Genomic DNA, 24297 nt, shown 5'->3' with positions numbered 1-24297 from the left:
GCCCGTGTGTCGTCACGGGTGGTCGTCGGTTTCCACGGGCCGAGGACGGGGCGGGTCTCCTCCTTCCGGAATCGGGGTCGGTGGGGTGGCAGTCAGCCGGGGGCGGGCAGGGCCTGGACGGCGCCCCAGGCGTCGACGATGTCGGTGGATGCGGGCCAGGCGGGGTCGAATTTCAGCTCGCGTCTTCGGGCGTGGTCGGCGAGTTTCGCGGGGACGTCCAGGAGTCGGGTGCGCAGAGTGGCGGGCTCGGCCCGGGCGAGTTTGCCTTCGGTGGCCAGGAGTTGGAACCAGCGGGCGAGGTCGGTGGCCAGGGCGAGGAGGGTGCACCAGGCTTGGTTGACCTTGAAGTAGCGGGAGGGCATCAGGTTGAGGGAGAGGGCCTTGCCGCGTCGGATGCCGGCCTCGACGTGGGTGTGGGAGCGGGCTCGGGCGTCGAGGAACTGCAGTTGCCCGCCGGTGGTGTTGGTGGCGATGGCCTGGTAGCGGTAGTCGGTCTTCTTCTCGTACGGCTTGAGCTCGCGCTCGTACTTGGGGTGGATGGGTTCGCGGCGAACGATCACCCGCATCCCTTCCGGCCAGCCGGTCAGGTCGAGCATGTCGGTGATCTCGACGAGGTCGGCGTCCTTGCGCGGCTGGCCCTTGTGGTCCAGGGCCGGCGTCCACGCGGTGGCCGGGACCTTGGCCAGGGCCTTCCAGAAGTCGTCGTCGCGGGTGTGGCCGACGGAGTACTCCCAGCGGTTGGCCGCGTTGCCGCCGCCGGAGGTGATCCAGGTGAGGAACTCCATCGTGGCTCCGGCGCCGTCGGTGCGGAACAGGACCCGGCGCCGACGGCGGGTGGGCAGCTGACGCAGGCCCTCGATACTCACCGAGATGTGGTCATCGGCGGTGTTGGATCCCGCCGATCCCGGCCGCAGCCGGTTGACCAGGAGTTCTTCGGTGTTGTCGCAGAACATCAACAGCGGGTGGTGGCCATATCCCTTGAAGTTGGGCTCGGCTCCCTCCTTGCCGGAATGCGCCGGGACGACTGAGGCGTCCAGGTCCAGCACCGTGACACCGGTCAGCTCCCGCCCGTTGACCTTGATCCAGGGAAAGCCGCCCGGGCGCAGGTCGAGCTGCTGGTGGACGTGGATACGGGTCCGGGCCCGTGCGGAGGCGATCTTCGTCAGCTGGACCGGTCCGATCGCCTCCAGGGTCCGCCACAGCGTGGACGCCGAGGCCGGGCTGCCCAGGACCAGCGAGGTCTGGCGCATCACATCGATCCCGGCCATCGACCGCGCGCCCAGCAGGACCGCGCAGGCCGCCGAGACCAGGACCGTTCCCCGATCATGGACGGGACGGAAGCCCCGCCGCACCAGGGCAGCCCCGAGCGCGTCGGTCAGCCCGACCTTGTCCGCCAGACGCCGCACCGGCACGATGCCCGCCTTGCCCACCAGCTTCTTCCCGCTTGCGGACAGCGACAGATCATCGGCCCACTCTGTACGCTTCGACACCGGAAGGGTGCCTCCCCTGCACGTGATCCAGTCCTAGAGAAGCTGAATCATCGCAGGTCGGAAGCACCCTTCCTTCATGATGTGACCGACTGTCACTGCGACACCGGGCGCCATGAATTCGTGAGGCTTGTAGGAGAATCCCGGGTCCATCTCCGCGCCGCTGACACCGGGCCAGGTCATACCCGTCGCCGGGTTCGTCGCGCCGTCCGTGCCGACGGAGATCCTGTTGCTGCCGTCGATGTGCGCGAAGGCGTAGTTGAGGTGGGTGACCTTGTCCCACGGGATGTCCGGGGCGAGGTAGGCGGGCGTGCCGTCCTTGCCGGTGCGCCAGCCGGTGAAGTAGCCGATCACCCGGCGCTGGTGGTCGGCGCCCATCTTCTCCCGGCCGGCCGAGTCGTAGACCGAGCAGTAGGGGACGTCCACGCCGGGAGTCCGGTAGAGGCCGTCGGGGCGACAGGTCTCCTGGTCGGCGGCGTGGGAGACGGTCGCGGGGAGGCCGGCCAGGACCAGGCCGGCGATCGTGCCGAGGGCGGCGAGCAGGGCGGGTCTCGCTCGCTTGCGTGAAGCTCGGTTGCGTGAGGGGGACAGCAAGTCGGTTCCTCTCCACGGAAGTTGCGCAGACCCTAGGGAGGACTAGACCAGTGAGTCAATAGGTATGGACCAATCCCGGACCAATCCCGGAACGGAGAAGTCCAGCCATGCGGCCTGTGAGCCACCCCACAGCATTCGTCCGTATGGACGCCGATCAGGCGTGGCAGACTGGCTCTGTACCAGAAGCAGCGCACTCCGGGGTCGGTGAAAGTCCGAACCGGCGGTTACAGTCCGCGACCCGGTCGCCTCCAGCGGCCGGTTGACCAGGTGAAATTCCTGGACCGACGGTTAAAGTCCGGATGGGAGGCAGTGCGCGGCGGGCGGGCATTCGTGCGCGCCGCCGTACCGGTTCGTCGTTGAGGCGAGCCCTGTCCGGCGTCGCCCTCGGTGTTCCCGCTCGTACATTCTGTCGTCATCGACAGCCCCGGAGTCCGTGCCCGAATGAGGCAGGAGGACCCGGGAAGTGTTCACCGGAATCGTCGAAGAGCTGGGCCACGTCACGGCTGTCGAGAGCCTCGACGACGCCTGTCGCTTCCGACTGCGCGGCCCCGTCGTCACCGAAGGCGCGAAGCACGGCGACTCGATCGCGGTCAACGGCGTCTGCCTCACGGTCGTCGACCACGAGGGCGACGAGTTCACCGCCGACGTCATGGCCGAGACCCTGAACCGCTCCAGCCTGGGCGTCCTCACCGTCGGCTCCCGCGTCAACCTGGAGCGCCCCACCGCCGTGGGCGCACGCCTCGGCGGACACATCGTGCAGGGCCATGTCGACGGCACCGGCGAGGTGCTGGAGCGCAAGCCCTCCGAGAACTGGGAGATCGTCAAGGTCTCGCTCCCCGCGGACCTCTCCCGGTACGTCGTCGAGAAGGGCTCCATCACCGTCGACGGCATCAGCCTCACCGTCGTCGACGCCGGGCCCGACTACTTCACCGTCAGCCTCATCCCCACCACCCTCGACCTGACCACGCTCGGCCTGAAGCAGCCCGGCGACCCGGTCAACCTCGAGGTCGACGTCATCGCCAAGTACGTCGAGCGGATGCTGGGCGACCGGCTCTCCTCCGACCAGGTCTCCTCCGACCGGCTCTCCTCCGAAGGGGCGACGGCCAAGTGAACTCGCTGAACTCCGAGGCGTTCACCCTCTTCGGCCAGCACATCCTCTGGTCGGACATGGTCGGCAACCTCTTCGGCCTGGCCGCCCTCGCCCTCGGCTGGCGGCGGTCCATCTGGACCTGGCCCGTGCAGTTCCTGGCCGGCCTGATCCTCTTCGGCGCCTTCTTCGGGCACCTCACCGGCAGCGCGGGCAAGCAGGCGGTCGTCATGGTCGTCGCCCTCTTCGGCTGGTGGCAGTGGCAGCGCGGCAAGGGCGAGACGGAGGACGGCCACATCGCCGTACGGTTCGCCACCTGGCGCGAGCGCGGCGCGATGGTCGCGGCGGCCGCCGCCGGCACCGTCGCGGTGGCGCTGCTCTTCAAGGCGTACCCGACCCTGTCCTGGGACCCCTGGCCCGACGCCTACATCTTCGTCGGCACCGTCGTCGCCATGTACGCCCAGGCGCGCGGCATGGTCGAGTTCTGGTTCGCCTGGCTCCTCGTCGACCTGGTCGGCGTGCCCCTCAACTTCGCCAACGGCTACGCCTTCTCCGGCTTCGTCTACGTCATCTACGGCGCACTCGTCCTGTGGGGCATGCGCGACTGGTGGCTGCGCTCCCGCAGGAACGCGCGGCCCGTCCTGGAAGGAGCGCCGGCATGACCACGGCACCGACCCTGTACCGCACCGAGGCTTTCGAGGACCTCCGCCTCGACCCGATCGAGCAGGCCATCGCCGACATCGCGGCCGGCCGCCCGGTCGTGGTCGTCGACGACGAGGACCGCGAGAACGAGGGCGACCTCGTCATCGCCGCCGAGCACGCGACCCCCGAGATCGTCGCCTTCATGATGAGCGAGTGCCGCGGCCTGATCTGCGCCCCCATGGAGCCCGACGAACTGGAGCGGCTGGGGCTTCCGCAGATGGTCGAGGACAACACCGAGTCCATGAAGACCGCGTTCACCGTCTCCGTGGACGCCTCGGGCGCACACGGCGTGACCACCGGCATCTCGGCCTCCGACCGGGCGACCACGCTCCAGCTCCTCGCGAGCGGCAGCGCGGAGGCCTCGGACTTCGTCCGCCCCGGCCACATCTTCCCGCTGCGCGCCCGGCCCGGCGGCGTCCTCGTCCGCAACGGCCACACCGAGGCCGCCGTCGACCTCGCCCGCCTCGCGGGGCTGCGCCCGGCCGGCGCCATCGTCGAGATCGCCGGCGAGGACGGCGAGATGCTGCGGCTGCCCGAGCTGATCCCGTTCGCCCGCAAGCACGGCCTGACGATCGTCTCCATCGAGGACCTGATCGCCTACCGCCGTGGCGCCGAGCACCCGAAGCCGGCCGAGCAGGAGCCGACCCCCGCCGAGCAGCGACCGGCCCTCTCGGAGCAGCGGCTGCCCGCCCAGCCGGCCGTCCGCCGCGAGGCCGAGGTCCACCTGCCCACCGCCCACGGCGCCTTCACCGCGTACGGCTACCGCTCCACCGTCGACGGCGTCGAGCATGTCGCCCTCGTCCACGGCGAGATCGGCGACGGCGAGGACGTCGTCGTCCGGGTCCACTCCGAGTGCCTCACCGGCGACGTCTTCCACTCCCTGCGCTGCGACTGCGGCCCCCAGCTGGAGGCGGCCCTGGAGCGCATCCAGGCCGAGGGCCGGGGAATCGTCGTCTACCTGCGCGGACACGAGGGCCGGGGCATCGGCCTGATGTCCAAGCTGCGCGCCTACGAACTCCAGGAGCGCGGCCGCGACACCCTCGACGCCAACCTGGAACTCGGCCTGCCCGCCGACGCCCGCGACTACGGCGCCGGCGCGCAGATCCTGGTCGACCTGGGCGTGCACAGCGTGCGCCTGCTGACCAACAACCCCGACAAGACCGACGCGCTCACCGGCCACGGGCTCAAGGTCACCGAGCGGGAGCCGATGCCCGTACAGGCGGGCGAGCACAACCTGACGTACCTGCGCACCAAGCGCGACCGGATGGGGCACGACCTGCCCTGGCTGGACCCGGCTCCCGGGGCCCCGGCCGCCCTGTCCACCTGCACCAACCAGTAAGAGCACACCGAGGAGACGCAAGACGTGAGCGGCAAGGGCGCACCGGAGCTGTCCGTACGCAATGTGGGCGACCTGCGGGTCGCGGTCATCGCGGCGCAGTGGCACGAGAAGGTGATGGACGGTCTGGTGGACGGCGCGCTGCGCGCCCTGCACGACCTGGGAATCGACGAGCCGACCCTGCTGAGGGTCCCCGGCAGCTGGGAGCTCCCGGTGGTCGCCAAGGTCCTCGCGGGCCGCGGCTACGACGCCATCGTGGCCCTCGGCGTCGTCATCCGAGGCGGCACTCCCCACTTCGAGTACGTGTGCCAGGGCGTGACCCAGGGCCTGACCCAGGTCTCCGTCGAGACCGGGGTCCCCGTCGGCTTCGGCGTGCTGACCTGTGACACCGAGGAGCAGGCCCTGGACCGGGCGGGCATCGAGGGCTCCAACGAGGACAAGGGGCACGAGGCGGTGACCGCGGCGGTGGCCACCGCCGCCACCCTCCGCTCAGTATCTGAACCGTGGCGCTAGGTGGACCGGCACTACGCGTAAAGTGGGCGCCACCATGTCCAAGAAGACGTTCGAGGAGCTCTTCACCGAGCTCCAGCACAAGGCCGCAAACGGCGACCCCGCCACCTCCCGCACCGCGGAACTGGTCGGCAAGGGCGTCCATGCCATCGGCAAGAAGGTCGTCGAGGAGGCCGCCGAGGTCTGGATGGCCGCCGAGTACGAGGGCAAGGAAGCGGCGGCCGAGGAGATCTCGCAGCTGCTGTACCACGTCCAGGTGATGATGGTCGCTCGCGGCATCTCCCTGGACGACGTGTACGCCCACCTCTGAGCATCAGCAGATCCGCACACCGTAAGAGCGAGAAGAAGGAAGCCGACCTCATGCTGCGCATCGCCGTCCCCAACAAGGGTTCCCTGTCCGGACCTGCGGCGGAGATGCTGCATGAGGCCGGCTACCAGCAGCGCCGTGAGTCCAAGGAACTGCGGATCGTCGACCCGGTGAACGAGGTTGAGTTCTTCTACCTCCGTCCCCGCGACATCGCGATCTACGTGTCCTCCGGCAAGCTCGACATCGGCATCACCGGCCGGGACCTGCTGATCGACTCCGCCGCCGACGCCGAGGAGATCCTGCCGCTCGGCTTCGCCCGCTCCACCTTCCGCTTCGCCGCCAAGCCGGGCACGGCGAACGGCGTCGAGGACCTCAAGGGCAAGACGGTCGCCACCTCCTACGAGGGCATCGTCGCCGGTCACCTGGCCGACCGGGGCATCGACGCCGCCGTCGTCCACCTCGACGGCGCTGTCGAGACCGCCATCGAGCTCGGTGTCGCCGAGGTCATCGCCGACGTCGTCGAGACCGGCACCTCCCTGCGCAACGCGGGCCTGGAGGTCTTCGGCGAGCCCATCATGAAGTCCGAGGCCGTCGTCATCCGCCGCACCGGCGCGGACGGCGAGGAGCCCAAGGTCCAGCAGTTCCTGCGCCGCCTCCAGGGCGTCCTGGTCGCCCGGACCTACGTGATGATGGACTACGACTGCCGCGTCGAGCAGCTCGAGAAGGCCGTCGCCCTCACGCCCGGCCTGGAGTCCCCGACCGTCTCGCCGCTGCACAACGAGGGCTGGGTCGCCGTCCGGGCCATGGTTCCGGCCAAGGAGGCCCAGCGCATCATGGACGACCTGTACGACATCGGCGCGCGGGCCATCCTGACCACGGCCATCCACGCCTGCCGCCTCTGACCCGAGGGGCCGTACACCGATGTCCTCCGAACTGCCCACCCTGCCCGTCACGTTCCGGCCGGGCCGCACCCGGGCCGTCCTGCTCTCGGCCGGCGCCGCGATCTTCGTCGTCATCACGGCGGTCGCGCTGCTGCTGGAGAAGCTCGGCCCGGGCGAGCGCCTCAGCTTCATCCTCACCGGCGCCCTGATGTTCGGCGTGCTGGCCATGCTGGCGCGCGTGAAGGTGGTCGTCGACGAGTCCGGCGTCACCGTGGTGAACATCGCCAGCAGGCGCCGTCTGGAGTGGGCCGAGATCGTCCAGGTCAACCTCCGCCCGGGCGACCCCTGGGTGTTCCTCAACCTCAGCGACGGCACCAGCCTGCCCGCGCTCGGCATCCAGCCGGGTATCGCCAAGCAGCGGGCCATCGCCGACGCGCGTGCACTGCGGGCGCTCGCCGAGGCCCGTGCCATCAGGGATCCGGAGGAGCATCAGGGCTGACCCAGGGGGCCACGGGGCTCACTGGGGCAGCATTCACCCTGACGTAAATCGCCATGTCTTGATTAATCTGTTGGCGGAGGCGTTTTCCGACGCCTCCGCCTTTGATGTCCCAGCCAGTCCTCAGAGGCCCCCTGCAACCCGAGGAGTGATTCCCTCCAGCGATGGACGGATCGTCCTGTAGTACCTGCGCCGCCCCCTCCCGAGATACCGGGGCGGCGGCATCATGAGCATCCCCTTGCTGCTTCTGGCAGCCGCGTTCCTCCTGATCCTCGCCAACGGCTTCTTCGTGGCCGCCGAGTTCGGCCTGGTCACCGTCGAGACGACGGACGCCGAGAAGGCCGCCGCCGAGGGCGACCGACGGGCCCACCGGGTCGTCGAGTCGCTGAAGGAACTGTCCTTCCAGCTCTCCGGCACCCAGCTCGGCATCACCATCACCTCCCTCGTCGTCGGCATGCTCGCCGAACCGGCACTCGCCGAGCTGCTCGGCGGCCCGTTCACGGCGATCGGCATCCCCGAGGGCGCGGTGTCCGGTGTGGCCGTGGTCGTCGGCATGCTGCTGGCCTCGGCCGTGCAGATGGTGATCGGCGAGCTCGTGCCGAAGAACTGGGCGGTGTCCCGGCCGATGCAGGTCGCGCGCTTCGTCGCCGGCCCGCAGCATGTGTTCGCGCGCCTGTTCCGCCCCGTGATCGCCGGACTGAACTCCGTCGCCAACCGCCTCGTGCGCGCCATGGGCATCGAGCCCGCCGAGGGGCTGGCCTCCGCCCGCACCCCCGGCGAACTCGTCTCCCTGGCCCGCCACTCCGCCCAGGCCGGCGCCCTGGAACAGGACACCGCGGATCTCTTCGTACGGACCCTGTCGCTCGGCGAGCTCACCGCGCAGCACGTGATGACCCCGCGTGTGAAGGTCAGCGCGCTGCAGTCGTCGGCGACGGCCGAGGACGTGGTGAACCTGACCCGCGCCACCGGTCTGTCCCGCTTCCCGGTCTACCGGGAGAAGATCGACGAGATCGTCGGCATGGCCCATCTGAAGGACGCGCTGGCGGTCCGTTCGAGTGAACGTCTGCGCACCCCGGTCGGCCGAATCGCCCGCCCGGCGCTGCTGGTCCCCGAGACCCTGCCGGTCCAGCCCCTCCTCGCCCAGCTCCGCAGCGAGCAGCCCATCGCCGTCGTCGTCGACGAGTACGGCGGCACGGCCGGCGTGGTCACCCTGGAGGACATCGTCGAGGAGATCGTCGGCGAGGTCCGCGACGAGCACGACGGCCAGGACCTGCCCGAACTCGCCGCCGCCCCGCCCGAGGACGGCCGGCCCGCCTGGGACGCCGACGGCAGCTGCCGGGTCGACATCCTCCAGCGCATAGGTCTCGACGTGCCGGAGGGTCCGTACGAGACCGTAGCGGGCCTGGTCGCCGATCTGCTCGGCCGGATCCCGGCCGTCGGCGACAAGGCGGAGCTGCCGGGCTGGCGGCTGTCGGTGCGCCGGGTCGGTCACTACCGCGCCGAGCGCGTTCGGCTGGTCCGGACCGGAGCCGTGGTGGAGGTCGCCCGATGAGCGTGCTCCAACTCCTCTTCGCCGCGCTGCTCGTGCTCGCCAACGGCTTCTTCGTCGGCGCCGAGTTCGCGCTGGTCTCGGTCCGGCGCAGCCAGATCGAACCGCTGGGCACGGCACGGGCCCGTCAGGTCCTGTACGGCCTGGAGCGGCTGCCGCAGATGATGGCGGCGGCCCAGTTCGGCATCACCGTCTGCTCGCTGACGCTCGGAGCGGTCGCCGAACCGACGGTGGCGCACCTGCTGGAGCCGGTGTTCGAGTGGATCCACCTGCCGCACGGCATGATCCACCCGCTCACCTATGTCATCGCGCTCGCCGCGGTGGTCTTCGCCCACCTGGTCATCGGCGAGATGCTGCCGAAGAACCTCGCGATGGCGGCGCCGGAGAAGGTCGCGCTCTGGCTCAGCCCGGGCCTGGTCTACTTCGCCCGCTTCTGCCGGCCGATCACCGTGGCCCTCGGCGCCGTCGCGCAGGCCATCCTGCGGCTCTTCCGCGTCGAGCCGAAGGACGAGGTCGAGGCGGTGTTCACGAGCGAGCAGCTCAACCGCCTCGTCGAGGACTCCGGCCAGGCCGGCCTGCTCGACCCGGAGGAGCAGGAACGTTTGGGGGACGCCCTGGAACTGGGCTCCCGCCCGGTGACGGACGTCCTGCTGAAGCGCGAGTCCCTGGTCACGGTCAGCCCCTCGGTCACCCCCGGCCAGATCGTCGCGCTCACCGCCCGCACCGGCTACTCCCGCTTCCCGGTGGCGGCGGAGACCGGCGCCTTCATGGGCTACCTGCACGTGAAGGACGTACTGGACCTGGAGGAGTCGGAACGCGCGGTGCCGCAGCACATCTGGCGGCCGATGACGACCCTGCGCTCGGAGCTCCCCCTGGACGACGCCCTCACGGTCATGCGCCGCGCCGCGACCCACCTCGCCCAGGTGGCCGACGCCTCAGGCAAGGTCCTCGGCCTCGTCGCCCTGGAGGACGTACTGGAACTCCTGGTCGGCGAGGTCCGGGACCCGGCCCACCGGGAACTGCCGGAGGTACGGGTCACGTCCCCACGGCTGAGCAGCGGGGAGCCGGAGGGGGCGCTGGCCGGCTAGACGGCGCCCGCAGGGTGCGCCCGCCTCACATGGCGGACGGATCCTGCGGGCCCCTCCCCGACAGCACTTCCCCATATGCCTGCATCAGATCCGGCAACCGAAGCGTCGACAAGTCGTCCCTCGTCAACGCCCCCGGATAGGTCGACAGGCGCAGATCCCGGTACGCGCAGCTCTTCTCGTACAGCGTCCGCAGGAACCGCCCGTTGCCCAGCTCGTCGATCCACCCCTGGTCGACGACATGCCCGGCGATGGAGCGCAGCTCGTCCAGGGTCTCCTCGTCCCAGACGTCCCCGTTCTCCGTGGCGAGCACCTCGCCGATCGAGGTCAGTTCGAGGGGGCGGTACGAGGGGAAGTCGACGCGGGTCGTGAAGCGTGAGGACAGGCCGGGGTTCGCGGCCAGCAGGCGGTCCATGCCCTCCGGGTAGCCGGCGAGGATCACCACCAGGTGGTCCCGGTTGTCCTCGGCGCGCTTCAGCAGCACCTGCAGGGCCTCGTCGCCGTACGCGTCGCCCTTGCCGTAGCCGGAGTTGGAGAGGGAGTAGGCCTCGTCGACGAAGAGGACCCCACCGAGCGCGGAGTCGATGAGCTCGTTGGCCTTCACCGCCGTCTGGCCCAGATACTCGCCGACCAGATCGGCCCGCTGGGCCTCCACGAGGTGGTCGCCGCCGAGGAGCCCGAGGGCGTAGAAGACGCGGCCCAGAATGCGGGCGACCGTGGTCTTGCCGGTGCCGGAGGGGCCGGAGAAGACGAAATGCCGTTTGGGCGGCTGCACCGGCAGGCCCTGCCCGGCGCGCAGCCGGGCCATGTTCAACTGGGCGGACAGCGCCTTCACCTGGCGCTTGACGGGCTCCAGGCCCACCATGCGCTCGAGCTCGGCGAGCGCCTCCTCGAGTAACCGGGGATCGGTCGGCCCGGCGGGCAGCGGCTGCGACGACACGGCGGTCTTCTCGCGGACCGTCGGATCGATCACCGACGGCAGCGGACCGGCCGGCGGCAGGTCCGGGTCCGACAGCTTCAGGTCCCGTCCCTCGATACCGAAGAGCGGGTCGAGGCCGTCGGGCCCGTCGGCCACGTCCCCGCCGAAGCCGGTGAGCGTGATCGCCGCGAGGTCGGCGGTGTCGTCGTATCCGTCGCCCTCGGCGATGGCCGCGAGCCGGGCCGAGGTGTCCATGAAGGAGGGGTCGACGCGGTGCACCGCGCGGTAGAGGGGGAGCGCGGCGGCGGAACGGCCCGTGCCCTCGTGCGCCCGCGCCAGCCAGTAGCGCAGCTCCTTGCGCTGCGGCTGCTCACTGCGGCACCGCATCAGCGCGGCCGACAGCAGCGGCTCGGCCTGCCCGTACATCTCCAGCCGTACCCGCGCCATGCCGCCGAACAGGCCCGCCTCGATGCCGAGCAGCGGGTCGTCGAGCAGCGGGTCGGTGTGCCGTACGAGCTGCTCCCAGTCCTTGATCAGATAGGCGCGGCAGGCGTGCAGAAAACGGACCTGGTGGTCGGTGTCCACGGGCGGGAGCCCGGCCAGCGCCCGGTCCAGCTCCGGCACGTGCCGGCCGTCCAGCCAGTGCGAGGCGTGCGCCAGCAGCAGATCGCGCGGGCTCTCCAGCACCGGCTGCACCCACCAGCCCAGCCAGTACCAGGAGTTGATGGTCCGCCGATGCCGGGCGCGCTGTTCCCCGAAGCGCTCCCGGTGCCGGAACATCCGCAGCAGCGCGGTCGTCGTGTCGACGCGCAGCGCGTGCAGACCGAGCCAGCCGTCGGCCATCCCGGGATCGATCCGTACCGCGGTGCGGAACTCCTCCTCCGCCTGCGGATAGGCCCCCATCGTGTAGGCATCCACACCTCGCAACCAGGCGAGGTCGGCCGGGGCCTCGGGGCCCTGCGTGCCGAAGTCCATCACGTCCCCCACAAACCGTGCCCCCGTCGGTTGGCCGGTGCCCGCCCCTCGGCCGCGTTGATCGGATCGATCGAACCACCGTGCCGCGGACCGGAGTTGCAACGGTGCGCGGAGCAGCCGTCCGTAGGTCGCACCGAGGGCATCGTACCTGCGCGGGTGTCGCCCGCCCCAGGGTGCCGCACCGGCCGTTTGGCGAGGTGGGAGCAGATCGGGCGGAGCGCGCTCGGTGACCGAGGGTGAGCGAATCGCGTCTCTCGGCGCCCGAAAAAAGGGGTCAGGGCAGAACGAAGCCCCCGATCACGGGGGAACAACCGGGGGCTTCGCGTCTGGGGGCGGCTTCGAATAGCCGCACATTGAGAACGTAAGTCCTGTACGGCCCCCCGGTCAAGCAGAGTTGAGGCACTCCGCGAACTTGCCCGAAGGGGCTCTTCACAAGTTCAGCACATTGCCGATGGATCGTCACCGTGCGTGACGGTCTGGTCCGGTCCAAAGGTCCCGGCAGGCCCAGAAATCACCTCATATCCCTTGCCGCACTGCCGAACCAGAAGGTCGGCGAAGGGCCGGGACGGGTCCTCGGCGAAGTGCCTCAGCTCCGCCTCGACCCACCCGTCCCAGAACTCCCGCTGCTCCTCCCCGTCCCGCGAGCGACCCCGCGTCCAGGACTCCTCGCGCGGCAGCTCCATCCACAGCAGCTGGGCGAGGTACGGGCGCAGCGCGCGACGCCCGGCACCGACGCCCTCGACGACGATCACCGGGGCGGGCGGAACGGCGAGGGGCGGGCCGAAGTGGCGGGCCCGCCAGTCGTAGGGGGTGTAGTGGGCGGTCTCGCCCCCCGCCAGCGGTTCGATCACCTGGGCCAGCAGACGCCCGGTCCACGCGAACAACGCGTCATGGCTCGCGATGTCGTCGAGGCGCAGCACCGGGGCGTCGCCGAGCGCCCGGGCCAACTGCCCGGCGAACGTGGACTTTCCGGAGCCGGCGTGTCCGTCGACGGCGATCAGGCGGACCGGGCCGCAGGACGGCGGGAGGCGGCGGAGCCGGGTGGCGAGGTTCTGAATCGTTTTCCTGAAGTGGGACGGGGTGGTGGGCATATTTCCTTGGAACATTCTAGTAGGGGGTGAAAGCGGTTGTGGAAGCGGGATGAGCGGGAGCACGAGAACCAGATGAGAAAAGGTGTCACTTTGAACTAGCTTCCGGATGTCCGCAAGGCCGCCGAAAAACTCAGGCCACCCCGGTGAAATCTACGTTCCGGTTGAGCCGCACGCTGAGTAAGGTGCCTGGAGTGCAACTGTGAGGCGCCGCAACGGGGATGGGCTGGGACAGATGGCCGCGGGGTTATTCGAAGGGCAGTATGTGTGGCATCCGGCGGCCGACGACCGCGTGCTCGCGAGCGTATGCGTCGATGTCCGGGCCGGCCGTTATCTGAGCTCTTTCGACGCCTTGGCCGAAACCCGCGGTGACTTCGCCCTCCGCGCGCACCGCTCCCTCGTGCTCGCCTCGGAGGCCGCGGACTCCGACCTGGTCGAGCGCTGGCTGGCCGAGGAACCCGGCCCCGAGGCGGCGCTGATGTGGGCGCGGGTGGCCGTGCTGCGGGCGCTGCGCGCGGCCGACGCCCGCGACACGCGGACCGAGGCGCTGGAGCGGATCGCGCTGGCCGCCTGTGCCCGGGCCGCCGAAGCGGATCCCGCCGATCCCACGCCCTGGGTGGCCAAACTGGCGATGGCCCGGCTGCACCGGCTGCGCGACCAGGCACCGCGCGGGCTGCTCACGGCACCGGACGGACCATGGCGCCTGTTCGCGCACATCCTCTCGCTCGACCCCTGGCACCGCGAGGCCCACCACCGCTTCCTGGCCTGCTTCTTCACCCGGTACGGCGGCTCCGTGACCGCCGCCTGGGACGTCGCCGCCTTCCTCGGCCAGCGGGCGCCCGCCGACTCACCGCTGCGCCTGCTGCCGCTGGTCGCCCTGGTGGAGTGCTACGACCCGACCCAACTGCTCGCCGACCGGGTCTGGGAGCAGCCGCAGTGGCGCTCGACCTCGCTGGCGATCCACCAGAACTGGCTGCCCGCGGTGGCCGACTACCCCTTCACTCCGGTCCTCGACCTGGCCTACCTCGCGCACGCCCTGGTCATGGCCCGGCGCGAGGAGGAGGCACGCGCCGCCTTCACGGCGATGGGGCCCTACGCCTCGCGCATGCCCTGGTCCGTCTTCGGCGACCCGGCCGAGCAGCTGTCCCGGGCGCGCCGCGCCTGCGGCCTGCCCGTCCCGGGTGCCTGACGTACCGCAACCCCCCCCACCAAGAGAAAGGTCCGACCGTGTCACGACGGATATCCCCGCGTGCCCGAGCACGCGGGGGAGCGGATCCGATCGCGCTCGACGACGACGCGGCCCTGCATGCGATGGGTTATCCGAGAAAACTCACCCGCCGCTTTCAGGCATTCGACAATTTCGCCATCTCCTTCACCATCATCAACATCATCTCGGGTATCTTCTCGGGTTTCGGATTCGGTCTGAACGCGGGCGGTCCGATGATTCTCGTCTTCGGTTGGATCGGCGTCTCCGTCATGGTGCTCTTCGTGGGAGCATCGATGGCGGAGGTCGCCTCCGCCTATCCGACGAGCGGTGCGCTGTATTTCTCCGCCGGAAAGCTCGCCAAGCGGCACAAGGGTGCGTGGTCCTGGTACACCGGCTGGCTGAACTTCGTGGGCCAGGTCGGTGGCACGGCCGCCACCGGATACGCCGCCGCCACCTTCCTCCAGGCCTTCATCACCCTGCAGTGGCCCTCGTACGAGCCGACCGGGCACCGAACGGTGCTGATCACAGCGCTGATCATCGTGTTGCAGGGGCTCGCCAACACCTACACCGTGCACCTGGTGGCCGTACTCAACCGGATCTCCGTGTGGTGGCTGCTGAGCGGACTCGTGATCATCGTGAGCGCCTTGATGGTCATGCCCGATCATCATCAGTCGGCTTCGTTCGTCACGCATTTCGCGAACAACACCGGTTTCACGAGCGGCCTTTACGGCGGGATGCTCGGTCTGCTGGTCACCAGCTGGACCTTCACCGGCTTCGACGGCAGCTTCCACATGTCCGAGGAAACGGTCCGGGCGACGGTCAATGCGCCACGGGGGATCACCAGGGCGATCGCTTACTCGGCGATAGCGGGACTGCTGCTGATGCTCGCATTGGTCTACAGCATTCGTGACTACGACCGGGTGGCGGGCGCCGACGCACCGCCCGTGCAGATCCTGATCGACGGGCTCGGCACGGGCACCGCGAAGGCACTGCTGCTGATCGTGATCGGCGCCATGCTCTTCTGCGGCCTCGCCAATCTCACCAGCAACACCCGGCAGATCTTCGCCTTCTCCCGGGACGGCGCGATGCCCGGTTCCCGCTGGTGGCACTCGGTCTCGCCGCGCACCCGCACGCCCGTCAAGGCGGTGTGGCTGGCGGTCGCCTGCTCGCTGGCGCTGGTGCTCCCCGGCTGGTGGTCGCACACGGCGTTCACCGCCATCGTCAGCGTCAATGTCGTCGGACTGTTCCTCGCGTACGCCGTCCCGATCCTGCTCCGGCTGCGACTCGGGGACGAGTTCCAACCGGGGCCCTGGCACCTGGGCCGCTGGGGACGACCGGTCGGGGTCGTAGCGGTGACCTGGATCCTGCTCAGCAGCGTCCTGTTCATGCTGCCGCACGCCTCACCGGTCACCGTCGACACCTTCAACTACGCACCGGTCGCCCTGGCCGGAGTCCTGGCCGTGGCCACGGTGTGGTGGTTCACCACCGCCCGCCGCCGCTTCCACGGTCCGGTCAGCTACGGCCGTCCGGATGAGGTCGCGGCGATGGATCTCGTCTGACGTCGCGTCACCCCTCCCGGCGTACGCCATCGAGGCGGCGTACGCCGGGATCATCCGCTCACCCATCCCACCTCGTACGTACGGCGGTTGGAGCAGCGGGCCTCCCCCCGGTTCATGTCAGTGGTCGACACCAATATTCGTAGGCGCGCCCGGCGCGAAGTGCTGGCAGACGTCGCCCCCTGCGTTCATAGTGGGCGGACAGCCGTGCACTGGATCCGCCCCACTCGGACACCTGGGGGTCTTCCGCCCATGAGCAGAGCCGAACAGCCGTCGCGCAGAATCGTTCTGGCAGCCGCGGTCGCCGCAGCCGTCCCCGGCAGTGCGGGCCCGGTGCTCGCCGCCGACATCACCACCGATGCCAAGGCCCCCGCACCGGTCGCGACCCCTACCGTCGACAACCGCGCCTGGACCACGTACACCGACTGGCGCGGCGGCGCCGCCCAGGGCACCCGGGCCGTCGCCGGCGCCCGCCCCGGCCTCGTGATCGCCACGGCCGCCGGCACCCGCGACTACACGGACCCGCACACCGGCGAGCGCGCCGGCTGGGAGTACGCGACCTGGACGTCCCCCGTCCACCGGCTCACCGTCCCCGCCACCGAGGCGATCGCCTCCTGGAACGCGCACACCCCCGACGGCACCTGGCTCCAGATCGAACTCAAGGGGACGTACTCGGACGGCACCGGCACCCCCTGGTACGTGCTGGGCCGCTGGGCCGCCGGTGACCAGGACATAAGGCGGACCTCGGTCGACGACCAGAGCGACGGCAGGAGCAGCGTCTGGACGGACACGTTCGCCATCGACGACCCGGCCACCGGGCTGCGCCTCACGTCGTACCGGCTGCGGCTGACCCTGCACCGCAAGCCCGGCACGAAGCTCACCCCCACCGTGTGGCGGGCCGGCGTGATGGGCTCCGACGTCCCCGACCGCTTCACCGTCCCGGCCTCCACCCCCGCCCTGGCCCGGGAGCTGGTCGTCCCGCGCTACTCGCAGGAGATCCACATCGGCCAGTACCCCGAGTACGACAACGGCGGCGAGGCCTGGTGCAGCCCCACCTCCTCGCAGATGATCATCGAGTACTGGGGCGCCCGCCTCACCCCTGAGCAGCTGGCCTGGGTCGACCCGGCGTACGCGGACCCGCAGGTCTGCCACGCGGCCCGGTTCACCTTCGACTACCAGTACGACGGCTGCGGCAACTGGCCCTTCAACGCCGCCTACGCGGCCACCTTCAAGGACCTCCAGGGCATCGTCACCCGGCTCGGCTCGCTCACCGATCTGGAGACGCTGATCGCTGCCGGTATCCCGGCCATAACGTCCCAGTCGTTCCTGAAGGAGGAGCTGACCGGGGCGGGGTACGGCACCGCCGGGCATCTCATGACCGTCGTCGGCTTCACCGCCGAGGGCGATGTGATCGCCAACGACCCGAACTCACCGAGCAACGAGGCGGTGCGGCGCGTCTACAAGCGGCGCGAATGGGAAAATGTCTGGCTGCGGACCAAGCGGTACAACGCCGACGGCAAGGTCGTCTCCGGCACCGGCGGTATCTGCTACCTCTACTTCCCGGCGCGTCCGACCCCGCGGCAGCGCGCGGCGCTCGCGGCGGTGGGCGTGCTGTGAGCAAGCTCTCTGCCACAAAAGCCGCTTCCGGTGGCAGGGTGGGCATATGACCACGCACTCCGCCACCGCTGCCCGTGTCCGTACCGGCGGCCCCGAGGAAGACGGCCCGAAGATCCTCGAACACATCATGGGCTGGACCCTCGTCGTGGTCGTGGCGATGCTCGTCACGCAGCTCGGACTGCTGTGAGCTGACACACACAGGGTCCTTTGGCCGGACATATCCCGACCCTGTTGTCGAGCGGACCCATCAAAGTCGATCAGACTCGAACGAGCAGCTGGTGCAGGTCTGCCATACTGCGGATGTCCCGCCGCCCGTTGGATAACAGGGTCTAAATTGAATATTAGTCAACAGCGCGACGCGGCCCGACCCCGGGCGCGCGGCACCGAGCGCTCGATGGCGCGCCGTGCCGAACTCATCACCATCGGGCGGAAGCTGTTCGCCGACACGTCGTACGACGCGCTCTCCATGGACGACATCGCCCGGCAGGCCCATGTCGCCAAGGGGCTCATCTACTACTACTTCCAGTCCAAGCGCGGCTACTACCTGGCGATCATCCAGGACTCCGTCGCCGACCTGGTCACCTTCGCCGCGAGCGGTCTCGAACTCCAGCCGGTCGACCGGGTCCACCGCACCGTCGACAGCTACCTCCGCTACGCCGAGCACAACCAGGCCGCCTACCGCACCATCGTCAGCGGCGGCGTCGGCTTCGACACCGAGGTGCACGCCATCCGGGACGGCGTGCGCGCGGCGATCGTGGCGACCATCGCCGAGGGCGCGTACGGCCGTACCGACATCGCCCCCCTCGCCCGCATGGGCCTGCTCGCCTGGGTGTGCAGCGTGGAGGGAGCCACCCTCGACTGGACGGAGCGCCCGGAACTGCCCCGCGACACCATGCGCGAGCTGCTGGTGAAGACGCTGGGCGGCGCCATGCGCGCCATCGAGGAGATGGACCCCGCCTACCCGGCCCCGGAGCCCGCGCGCCGGGAAGGCTGACACGGCGGGCTGACCCGGCCGGTCGACACGGCAAGGGGCGGAGGCTCGTGGCCCTCCGCCCCAAGTCCCCCGTGGGACCCGCTACTTGATGGACTTGATCAACTCACCGTTGGACGTGTCCCCGCTCAGCTCCCAGAAGAACGTCCCGCCCAGGCCCTGCTGGTTCTTGTACGCCATCTTCGTCCCGATGGTCGCCGGGGTGTCATAACTCCACCACTGGCTCCCGCACTTGGCGTACGCCGTACCGCCCACGGTCCCGGTCGCCGGGCACCTGGACTTGAGCACCTTGTAGTCCTCGATGCCCGCCTCGTAGGTGCCGGGGGCCGCCCCGGTCGCCGTGCCGCCGGGTGCCGACTGGGTGACGCCGGTCCAGCCGCGGCCGTAGAAGCCGATGCCGAGCAGCAGCTTGGCGGACGGGATGCCGAGGCCCTTGAGCTTGGCGATGGTCGCCGAGGTGTGGAAGCCCGCCTTCGGGATGCCGGTGTAGGAGTTCAGCGCCGAGTGCGGAGCCGTGGGACCGGTCGCGTCCCAGGCGCCGAAGAAGTCGTACGTCATCGGGTTGTACCAGTCGACGTACGGGGCCGCGCCCGCGTAGTTCGCCGCGTCGATCTTGCCGCCGCTCGTCGCGTCGGCCGTGATCGCCGCGGTGACCAGGTTGCCGGAGCCGAACTTGGCGCGCACGGCCGCCATCAGGTTCTTGAAGGACTCCCGGCCGCTGGTGTCGCAGGTGGCGCCGCAGGCGTTCGGGTACTCCCAGTCGATGTCGATGCCGTCGAAGACGTCGGCCCACTTGGAGTTCTCGACCAGGTCGTAGCAGGACTGGGCGAACGCCGCCGGGTTGCGCGCCGCCTCGCCGAAGCCGGCCGACCAGGTCCAGCCGCCGAAGGACCACAGGACCTTGAGGCCCGGGTGCTTCTTCTTGAGCTCCCGCAGCTGGTTGAAGGTGCCGCGCAGCGGCTGGTCCCAGGTGTCGGCGACGCCGTCCACGGACTCGGCGGCGGTGTAGCTGCGTTCGGTCGCGGCGTAGGAGTCGCCCATCGCGCACTTGCCGCCGGTGACATTGCCGAAGGCGTAGTTGATGTGGGTGAGCCTGGCCGCGGAACCGGACGTCTCGATGTTCTTGACGTAGTACTTGCGGTCGTAGGTGCCCCATTCGGTGAAGTAGCCGACGACCTTGGAGCCGGCGGCGAGCTTGGGGGAGGGGGCGGGGTCGGCCGTGGCGGTGCCGGCGCCGGCGAGCAGCCCGGCGCCGAGGACGGCCGCGCAGGCGGCGGAGACGAGCGTCCGCAGCCGGGTGCGGGGGCGGTGGGTGAGGTGCATCGGGTGTCTCCTCGCGGGGAGAGGGGAGCATGCGCCGATTGGCATGAACGCGATGACGCGTTGATCCGTCACCGTAGGAGGACTAGACCAGTACGTCAATGGTTCGGACCAATTTCGCCACCGCGGATCACGTGTCTGATACTTCTTGAAGTGAGCGGTCGTTAACTGGTGACTGGATGGCTCCGATCGGGCATACTCACAGCGCACAGCCGCTGGTCAGCAGCTTCCGAGACCCGGAAATGCGAGCATCGGCCCGGCACCAGTGAGACCCGGCGCAGCCGCCCCACCCAAGGCGGGTGTCCGCCGATGTGCCCGACAGGGAGGATCGTCGCCATGCCTGACCGCGCCCCGCAGCCGGTGGACCGTCAACTGCCCACGGACGAGGCCCGGGATCTGATCTCGCTCGTCCGCGACATCGCGCAGCGTGAGATCGCCCCGAAGGCGGCCGAGGATGAGGACGCCGGACGCTTCCCGCGCGAGGTCTTCACCCTGCTCTCCGAATCGGGACTCCTCGGCCTGCCGTACGACGTCGAGTACGGCGGCGGCGACCAGCCGTACGAGGTCTACCTCCAGGTCCTCGAAGAGCTCGCCGCGGTCCGTCTCACCGTCGGCCTCGGCGTCAGCGTCCACACCCTGGCCTCCTACTCCCTCGCCACCTACGGCACCAAGCAGCAGCAGGTCGAACACCTGCCCGCGATGCTCGGCGGCGGCCTGCTGGGCGCGTACTGCCTGTCCGAGCCGGCCTCCGGGTCCGACGCGGCCTCGCTGCGGACGAAGGCCGTGCGCGACGGCGACGGCTGGGTGATCACCGGCACCAAGGCCTGGATCACACACGGCGGCATCGCCGACTTCTACACCGTCATGGCGCGCACCGGCGAGGAGGGCCCGCGCGGGATCACCGCGTTCCTGGTGCCCGGTAACGCGGAGGGGCTGAGCGCGGCGGCGCCCGAGAAGAAGATGGGCATGAAGGGCTCGCCCACGGCCCAGGTCCACTTCGACGGCGTCCGGGTCTCCGACGAGCGGCGTGTCGGCGACGAGGGACAGGGCTTCGCGATCGCCCTGTCCGCACTCGACTCCGGCCGGCTCGGCATCGCGGCCTGCGCGATCGGCGTGGCCCAGGCGGCGCTGGACGAGGCGGTGGCGTACGCGACCGAGCGACGGCAGTTCGGCAAGCCCATCGTCGACTTCCAGGGTCTGCGCTTCATGCTCGCCGACATGGCGACCCAGATCGAGGCGGGCCGCGCGCTGTACCTCGCGGCGGCACGACTGCGTGACGCGGGCCGGCCGTTCGCCAAGCAGGCGGCGATGGCCAAGCTGCACTGCACCGACACGGCGATGAAGGTCACCACCGACGCCGTCCAGATCCTCGGCGGGTACGGCTACACCGCGGACTTCCCGGCCGAGCGCTATATGCGCGAGGCCAAGGTCCTGCAGATCGTCGAGGGCACCAACCAGATTCAGCGGATGGTCATCGCCCGTCACCTAGCAGGTCCCGAGGGACGCTGAACTGACCGTGCTTGACCGTCGGCGCCGCGAGCCGGATCCACTCCGGGTCGTGGCGCCCGGGCAGGGTGCGGCCACGGTCGGCCCAGGTGCGCATCAGCTCGCGGTAGATGGGCGGATCCGGTTGCTGCGGAGGCGCCGGCGCAAGCGTTCCCGCGGGCCGCGGCACGAAGATACGGCGCTGAGGCCCGGTCGCTGAATAGGTGGGGGGCATACCAGGGCAACGCGGAGGTGGGGGACAAGTCACCGCTTGCCGGAATCGGTAATGGGTTCGCGGTTCGTCCGGCACCCTCTCTGGCCACGTGCCGCTGTCTGACGTACCGTCAGCGCAGCCGCCTCCAGGGAGGTATGCCGTGGCCGAGGACGACCGTCCCGTGGCGCTCGACGAGTACCCGGTGCACCAAGTGCCCCTCTCCATGAAGCACGTCGCCACCAGCGACCGGAACGCCTACGACCGCTGCATCTTCCACGTCCTCGACCATCGGGGGCGCGCCCTGCTGATCCTCGGCCTCGGGGTGTACCCGAACGCCGGGGTGATCGACGCGTACGCGACCCTGCGGGTGGGGGACATGCTGCACGCGGTGCGGGCCTCCGACGCCCTCGGCGAGGACCGGATGCGGCTCGCCGTCGGGCCGCTGCGCATCGAGGTCGAGGAGCCGCTCCGGCGGTTCCGTCTGAGGTGCGACGACGAGGAATTGTCGTACGACCTCACCTGGACCGCCGACTTCCCGGCCCTCTGGGAACCCCATCACCTTCAGCGCCGCGGTGGCCGGCTCACCCTCGAAGGGCGACGCTTCGTGCAGGCGGGTGGCGTGGCGGGCGTCGTGCGGGCGGGCGGCGAGGAGTTCCGCGTCACCGCCGGCGAGTGGACCGGCACGCGTGACCGCAGCTGGGGCGTGCGCCCCATCCCCGGGGAGGAGGGCGGACAGTTCGCCGAGGAGCGTCCGGCCGAGGGCTTCCACTGGATCTGGTGCCCGGTGCGCTTCGAGGACCGGTTCCTGATGGTGATCGTCCAGGAGGACGCGGACGGGCACCGCTCGTTGAGCGAGGCGACGATGGTCCGCCCCGGCCAACGCGACCGCCAACTGGGCTGGCCCCAGGCCGAGATCGCGTACCGCCCGGGCACGCGCCACCCCCGAAGCGCCCTCATCCACCTCGGCGACGTCCGTAAACCGCAGGAGCTGGAGGTGGAGATCCTGGCCTCCTCCCCGCTGGCCATCGGCGCCGGCTACCCGCCGGCCGACGACTGGCAGCACGGCACCTGGCGGGGGCGAGGGTGGACGGACCGCCGTACCTACGACCTCTCCGATCCCGCCGCCCACCCCCTCGCCGCCTACGGAGTCACCGATCACGCCGCGCGCATCCGTCTGGACGGCCGGGTCGGGCACGGCATCTTCGAGCACGGCTCGTTCGGACGGCACGACCCGAGCGGGTTCACGGACTTCAAGTCGGTTGCACCGTAGGGGGTTTGCGACATGGCAGCCACGGCACCGCGCCCTCGCACGACCACCCGCGACCCGGAGGAGATCACCCGCCGTCTCACCGCCTGGCTCGGCACCCGGCTGCCGGGTGCCAAGGCGGTCCGCGTCACCGTCCCCGAGTCGAACGGCCTGTCCAGCGAGACCCTGCTCTTCGACATCGAGCACCCCCAACCGCCCGTGCGGGCCGGCGCGTTGCGACTCGCCGCAGACCCGGCGGCGTACAGCGTCTTCCCGGTGTACGACATGCCGCGCCAGTACCGGACGATGCGCGTCGTGGCCGAGCACACGGATCTGCCCGTGCCGAAGGTGCTGTGGCTGGAGGAGGACCCCGGCCCGCTGGGGGCGCCCTTCTTCGTCATGGAGCGTGTCGAGGGGCGCGTACCGCCGGACGTCATGCCGTACACCTACGAGGGCAACTGGCTGCACGCCGCGAGCGACGAGGAGCGCGAGCGCCTGGAGGCGGCCACGATCGGACTGCTGGCCCGGCTGCACGACCAAGTTCCGTCGGGGGAAGCCGAGTTCCTGACCCTTCCGGGTGAGGGCGACGCCCTGCGACGGCACGTCACGGCCCAACGCGCGTACTACGAATGGGTGGTTGACGGACTCACCCGCTCACCGCTCATCGAGGACGCGTTCGACCGCCTGGAGGACCTCTGGCCGCGCGATCCGGGCGCACCCGTGCTCAACTGGGGCGACGCGCGCATCGGGAACGTCGTGTACGACGGCTTCGAACCCGTGGCCGTCCTCGACTGGGAGATGGCGGCACTGGCCCCGCGCGAGGTGGACCTCGGCTGGACCGTCTATCTGCACCGCTTCTTCCACGACCTGACGGTCGCCTTCGGACAGCCCGGGCTACCGGACTTCCTGCGCCGCGACCGAGTGGAGGCCCGCTATGCCGACCTCACCGGCCACACGCCACGCGACATGGACTTCCACACGCTGTACGCCGCCCTGCGCCACGCCATCGTCATGCTGCGGATCGCCTACCGCCAGGCCCACTTCGGCGAAGTCGCCGTCCCGGCGGACCCGGACACACTGATCCTGCACCACGGCAGCCTGCGAGCCATGGTGCAGGGCAGCTACTGGGATTGAGCGATACGGCGTTGACGCCGCCGCGCGGGGTGGCGTGCGCTCAGGCGGCCTGTCGCCGCATGACCGGGACCCTGATGGGGCGCGAGCCCGGGCCACCGACGTGCGAGAAGGGCTGAGTCCGCCAGTCCAGCCCCTGAGGGAGCGTCAACAGAAGGGCGGTGTCCTGCTCCTGAGGCTCCGCCGACTCGTCCGCGGAGCGGGCCTCGGCGGCCCTGCGGCCCGTGCCCGCACAGACCGTGAGGCCGAACGGGTTCCACGGCGAGGCGCACAGCGCGTGCTCCGGCAGGACCTCCTCGTCGGCCAGCAGGGCGATGGGCTGCGCGCAGTCCGGGCAGATCACCCGGAACATCTCGAAGGTGTCGTACGCGTCGAGTTCGTCGTCGAAGTCGTCGGGTTCGACGCCCTCCGGCTCGGGCTCGACGACCGCATGGAGGCGCTTGGGTACGGTACGACCAGGGCGCTTAAGACTCTGCATTGGGTTCTCCCCCTCGGACTGGGCCGTGAAGGCACT

At 70.2% G+C, this 24297-nt stretch carries 23 protein-coding genes, 1 pseudogene and 1 riboswitch; of the genes and pseudogenes, 17 read left to right on the top strand and 7 right to left on the bottom strand.

Going from position 1 to position 24297, the window contains the following annotated elements; all coding sequences use genetic code 11:
- Positions 1-92: 92 nt before the first annotated feature.
- Positions 93-1490 carry an IS1380 family transposase gene (locus ABIE67_RS09265; RefSeq protein ID WP_370251787.1) on the bottom strand — a complete coding sequence of 466 codons (1398 nt, stop codon included), beginning with the start codon at positions 1488-1490 and terminating at the stop codon, positions 93-95.
- A 120-nt stretch (positions 1491-1610) separates the two neighbouring features.
- Positions 1611-2081, bottom strand: a pseudogene (locus ABIE67_RS09260) (glycosyl hydrolase family 18 protein); the annotation flags it as partial.
- 186 nt (positions 2082-2267) lie between these two features.
- Positions 2268-2398, top strand: a riboswitch (FMN riboswitch).
- Positions 2399-2544: 146 nt separating this feature from the next.
- On the opposite strand from ABIE67_RS09260, the gene ABIE67_RS09255 reads away from it, so the two are divergent.
- The 9 genes from ABIE67_RS09255 to ABIE67_RS09215 all read left to right on the top strand — a co-directional run bounded on the left by ABIE67_RS09255 (position 2545) and on the right by ABIE67_RS09215 (position 10037).
- Positions 2545-3192, top strand: a complete 648-nt coding sequence (locus tag ABIE67_RS09255) for a riboflavin synthase (RefSeq protein WP_370255809.1) — start codon at positions 2545-2547, stop codon at positions 3190-3192.
- Positions 3189-3830, top strand: a complete 642-nt coding sequence (locus ABIE67_RS09250) for a nicotinamide riboside transporter PnuC (protein ID WP_370255808.1) — start codon at positions 3189-3191, stop codon at positions 3828-3830. The genes ABIE67_RS09255 and ABIE67_RS09250 overlap by 4 nt, the downstream gene beginning before the upstream one ends.
- Positions 3827-5209 (top strand): GTP cyclohydrolase II, encoded by a 1383-nt coding sequence (ribA, locus tag ABIE67_RS09245; RefSeq protein WP_370255807.1) that lies wholly within the window; start codon positions 3827-3829, stop codon positions 5207-5209. The genes ABIE67_RS09250 and ribA overlap by 4 nt, the downstream gene beginning before the upstream one ends.
- Positions 5210-5233: 24 nt before the next feature.
- On the top strand, positions 5234-5719 hold the full coding sequence (gene ribH, locus ABIE67_RS09240) for a 6,7-dimethyl-8-ribityllumazine synthase (RefSeq protein WP_003988915.1): 486 nt from the start codon (positions 5234-5236) through the stop codon (positions 5717-5719).
- Between the two features lie 34 nt (positions 5720-5753).
- Positions 5754-6026, top strand: coding sequence for a phosphoribosyl-ATP diphosphatase (locus tag ABIE67_RS09235; RefSeq protein WP_031486114.1), 273 nt, complete (start codon positions 5754-5756; stop codon positions 6024-6026).
- A 50-nt stretch (positions 6027-6076) separates the two neighbouring features.
- On the top strand, positions 6077-6925 hold the full coding sequence (hisG, locus tag ABIE67_RS09230; protein WP_370255806.1) for an ATP phosphoribosyltransferase: 849 nt from the start codon (positions 6077-6079) through the stop codon (positions 6923-6925).
- Positions 6926-6944: 19 nt separating this feature from the next.
- Complete coding sequence (locus ABIE67_RS09225) at positions 6945-7403, top strand: PH domain-containing protein (protein WP_370255805.1); 459 nt, start codon at positions 6945-6947, stop codon at positions 7401-7403.
- A gap of 223 nt (positions 7404-7626) precedes the next feature.
- Positions 7627-8952, top strand: a complete 1326-nt coding sequence (locus tag ABIE67_RS09220; protein ID WP_370255804.1) for a hemolysin family protein — start codon at positions 7627-7629, stop codon at positions 8950-8952.
- Complete coding sequence (locus ABIE67_RS09215) at positions 8949-10037, top strand: hemolysin family protein (RefSeq protein WP_370255803.1); 1089 nt, start codon at positions 8949-8951, stop codon at positions 10035-10037. Before ABIE67_RS09220 ends, ABIE67_RS09215 begins: the two co-directional genes overlap by 4 nt.
- Positions 10038-10062: 25 nt before the next feature.
- On the opposite strand, the gene ABIE67_RS09210 is transcribed toward ABIE67_RS09215, so the two are convergent.
- Together ABIE67_RS09210 and ABIE67_RS09205 are read right to left on the bottom strand one after the other, a co-directional pair.
- Complete coding sequence (locus ABIE67_RS09210) at positions 10063-11928, bottom strand: AAA family ATPase (protein WP_370255802.1); 1866 nt, start codon at positions 11926-11928, stop codon at positions 10063-10065.
- A gap of 437 nt (positions 11929-12365) precedes the next feature.
- Positions 12366-13019, bottom strand: a complete 654-nt coding sequence (locus ABIE67_RS09205) for a uridine kinase (protein WP_370255801.1) — start codon at positions 13017-13019, stop codon at positions 12366-12368.
- A 232-nt stretch (positions 13020-13251) separates the two neighbouring features.
- On the opposite strand from ABIE67_RS09205, the gene ABIE67_RS09200 reads away from it, so the two are divergent.
- The 5 genes from ABIE67_RS09200 (at position 13252) to ABIE67_RS09180 (ending at position 18390) form a co-directional block, all read left to right on the top strand.
- Positions 13252-14205: a hypothetical protein gene (locus tag ABIE67_RS09200; protein WP_370255800.1), complete on the top strand. Its 954-nt coding sequence runs from the start codon at positions 13252-13254 to the stop codon at positions 14203-14205.
- 38 nt (positions 14206-14243) lie between these two features.
- Positions 14244-15782, top strand: coding sequence for an amino acid permease (locus ABIE67_RS09195; protein ID WP_370255799.1), 1539 nt, complete (start codon positions 14244-14246; stop codon positions 15780-15782).
- A 249-nt stretch (positions 15783-16031) separates the two neighbouring features.
- Positions 16032-17396 carry a peptidase C39 family protein gene (locus ABIE67_RS09190; RefSeq protein WP_370255798.1) on the top strand — a complete coding sequence of 455 codons (1365 nt, stop codon included), beginning with the start codon at positions 16032-16034 and terminating at the stop codon, positions 17394-17396.
- 46 nt (positions 17397-17442) lie between these two features.
- Complete coding sequence (locus ABIE67_RS09185; RefSeq protein ID WP_370255797.1) at positions 17443-17583, top strand: SCO1431 family membrane protein; 141 nt, start codon at positions 17443-17445, stop codon at positions 17581-17583.
- Between the two features lie 147 nt (positions 17584-17730).
- Positions 17731-18390 carry a TetR/AcrR family transcriptional regulator gene (locus ABIE67_RS09180; RefSeq protein WP_370255796.1) on the top strand — a complete coding sequence of 220 codons (660 nt, stop codon included), beginning with the start codon at positions 17731-17733 and terminating at the stop codon, positions 18388-18390.
- 81 nt (positions 18391-18471) lie between these two features.
- Here ABIE67_RS09180 and ABIE67_RS09175 read toward each other — a convergent pair whose 3' ends face one another.
- Positions 18472-19710 carry a glycoside hydrolase family 18 protein gene (locus tag ABIE67_RS09175; protein WP_370255795.1) on the bottom strand — a complete coding sequence of 413 codons (1239 nt, stop codon included), beginning with the start codon at positions 19708-19710 and terminating at the stop codon, positions 18472-18474.
- 333 nt (positions 19711-20043) lie between these two features.
- On the opposite strand from ABIE67_RS09175, the gene ABIE67_RS09170 reads away from it, so the two are divergent.
- Positions 20044-21216 carry an acyl-CoA dehydrogenase family protein gene (locus ABIE67_RS09170; RefSeq protein WP_370255794.1) on the top strand — a complete coding sequence of 391 codons (1173 nt, stop codon included), beginning with the start codon at positions 20044-20046 and terminating at the stop codon, positions 21214-21216.
- On the opposite strand, the gene ABIE67_RS09165 is transcribed toward ABIE67_RS09170, so the two are convergent.
- Complete coding sequence (locus ABIE67_RS09165) at positions 21179-21427, bottom strand: hypothetical protein (protein ID WP_370255793.1); 249 nt, start codon at positions 21425-21427, stop codon at positions 21179-21181. The genes ABIE67_RS09170 and ABIE67_RS09165 overlap by 38 nt on opposite strands.
- A 202-nt stretch (positions 21428-21629) precedes the next feature.
- Here ABIE67_RS09165 and ABIE67_RS09160 point away from each other — a divergent pair, with 202 nt between their 5' ends.
- Both ABIE67_RS09160 and ABIE67_RS09155 read left to right on the top strand, forming a co-directional pair.
- Positions 21630-22676, top strand: a complete 1047-nt coding sequence (locus ABIE67_RS09160) for a hypothetical protein (RefSeq protein ID WP_370268376.1) — start codon at positions 21630-21632, stop codon at positions 22674-22676.
- 12 nt (positions 22677-22688) lie between these two features.
- Positions 22689-23786 carry a phosphotransferase family protein gene (locus ABIE67_RS09155; protein WP_370255792.1) on the top strand — a complete coding sequence of 366 codons (1098 nt, stop codon included), beginning with the start codon at positions 22689-22691 and terminating at the stop codon, positions 23784-23786.
- Between the two features lie 40 nt (positions 23787-23826).
- Here ABIE67_RS09155 and ABIE67_RS09150 read toward each other — a convergent pair whose 3' ends face one another.
- Entirely contained in the window at positions 23827-24261 is a 435-nt protein-coding gene (locus ABIE67_RS09150; RefSeq protein ID WP_370255791.1) for a hypothetical protein, read from the bottom strand.
- Positions 24262-24297 lie beyond the last annotated feature (36 nt).

Source organism: Streptomyces sp. V4I8, assembly GCF_041261225.1.
Lineage (GTDB): Bacteria > Actinomycetota > Actinomycetes > Streptomycetales > Streptomycetaceae > Streptomyces.
Note: the sequence above shows the minus strand (reverse complement) of the source record. Positions and strands in the feature narration are given on the sequence as shown.

Bases quoted from the DNA above. Each gene is read 5' to 3' on its own strand.
- ribA (WP_370255807.1), top strand. From the start codon at position 3,827: ATGACCACGGCACCGACCCTGTACCGCACCGAGGCTTTCGAGGACCTC.
- ABIE67_RS09235 (WP_031486114.1), top strand. From the start codon at position 5,754: ATGTCCAAGAAGACGTTCGAGGAGCTCTTCACCGAGCTCCAGCACAAG.
- hisG (WP_370255806.1), top strand. From the start codon at position 6,077: ATGCTGCGCATCGCCGTCCCCAACAAGGGTTCCCTGTCCGGACCTGCG.
- ABIE67_RS09225 (WP_370255805.1), top strand. From the start codon at position 6,945: ATGTCCTCCGAACTGCCCACCCTGCCCGTCACGTTCCGGCCGGGCCGC.
- ABIE67_RS09220 (WP_370255804.1), top strand. From the start codon at position 7,627: ATGAGCATCCCCTTGCTGCTTCTGGCAGCCGCGTTCCTCCTGATCCTC.
- ABIE67_RS09215 (WP_370255803.1), top strand. From the start codon at position 8,949: ATGAGCGTGCTCCAACTCCTCTTCGCCGCGCTGCTCGTGCTCGCCAAC.
- ABIE67_RS09210 (WP_370255802.1), bottom strand. From the start codon at position 11,928: ATGGACTTCGGCACGCAGGGCCCCGAGGCCCCGGCCGACCTCGCCTGG.
- ABIE67_RS09205 (WP_370255801.1), bottom strand. From the start codon at position 13,019: ATGCCCACCACCCCGTCCCACTTCAGGAAAACGATTCAGAACCTCGCC.
- ABIE67_RS09200 (WP_370255800.1), top strand. From the start codon at position 13,252: ATGGCCGCGGGGTTATTCGAAGGGCAGTATGTGTGGCATCCGGCGGCC.
- ABIE67_RS09190 (WP_370255798.1), top strand. From the start codon at position 16,032: ATGAGCAGAGCCGAACAGCCGTCGCGCAGAATCGTTCTGGCAGCCGCG.
- ABIE67_RS09185 (WP_370255797.1), top strand. From the start codon at position 17,443: ATGACCACGCACTCCGCCACCGCTGCCCGTGTCCGTACCGGCGGCCCC.
- ABIE67_RS09175 (WP_370255795.1), bottom strand. From the start codon at position 19,710: ATGCACCTCACCCACCGCCCCCGCACCCGGCTGCGGACGCTCGTCTCC.
- ABIE67_RS09170 (WP_370255794.1), top strand. From the start codon at position 20,044: ATGCCTGACCGCGCCCCGCAGCCGGTGGACCGTCAACTGCCCACGGAC.
- ABIE67_RS09165 (WP_370255793.1), bottom strand. From the start codon at position 21,427: ATGCCCCCCACCTATTCAGCGACCGGGCCTCAGCGCCGTATCTTCGTG.
- ABIE67_RS09160 (WP_370268376.1), top strand. From the start codon at position 21,630: ATGAAGCACGTCGCCACCAGCGACCGGAACGCCTACGACCGCTGCATC.
- ABIE67_RS09155 (WP_370255792.1), top strand. From the start codon at position 22,689: ATGGCAGCCACGGCACCGCGCCCTCGCACGACCACCCGCGACCCGGAG.
- ABIE67_RS09150 (WP_370255791.1), bottom strand. From the start codon at position 24,261: ATGCAGAGTCTTAAGCGCCCTGGTCGTACCGTACCCAAGCGCCTCCAT.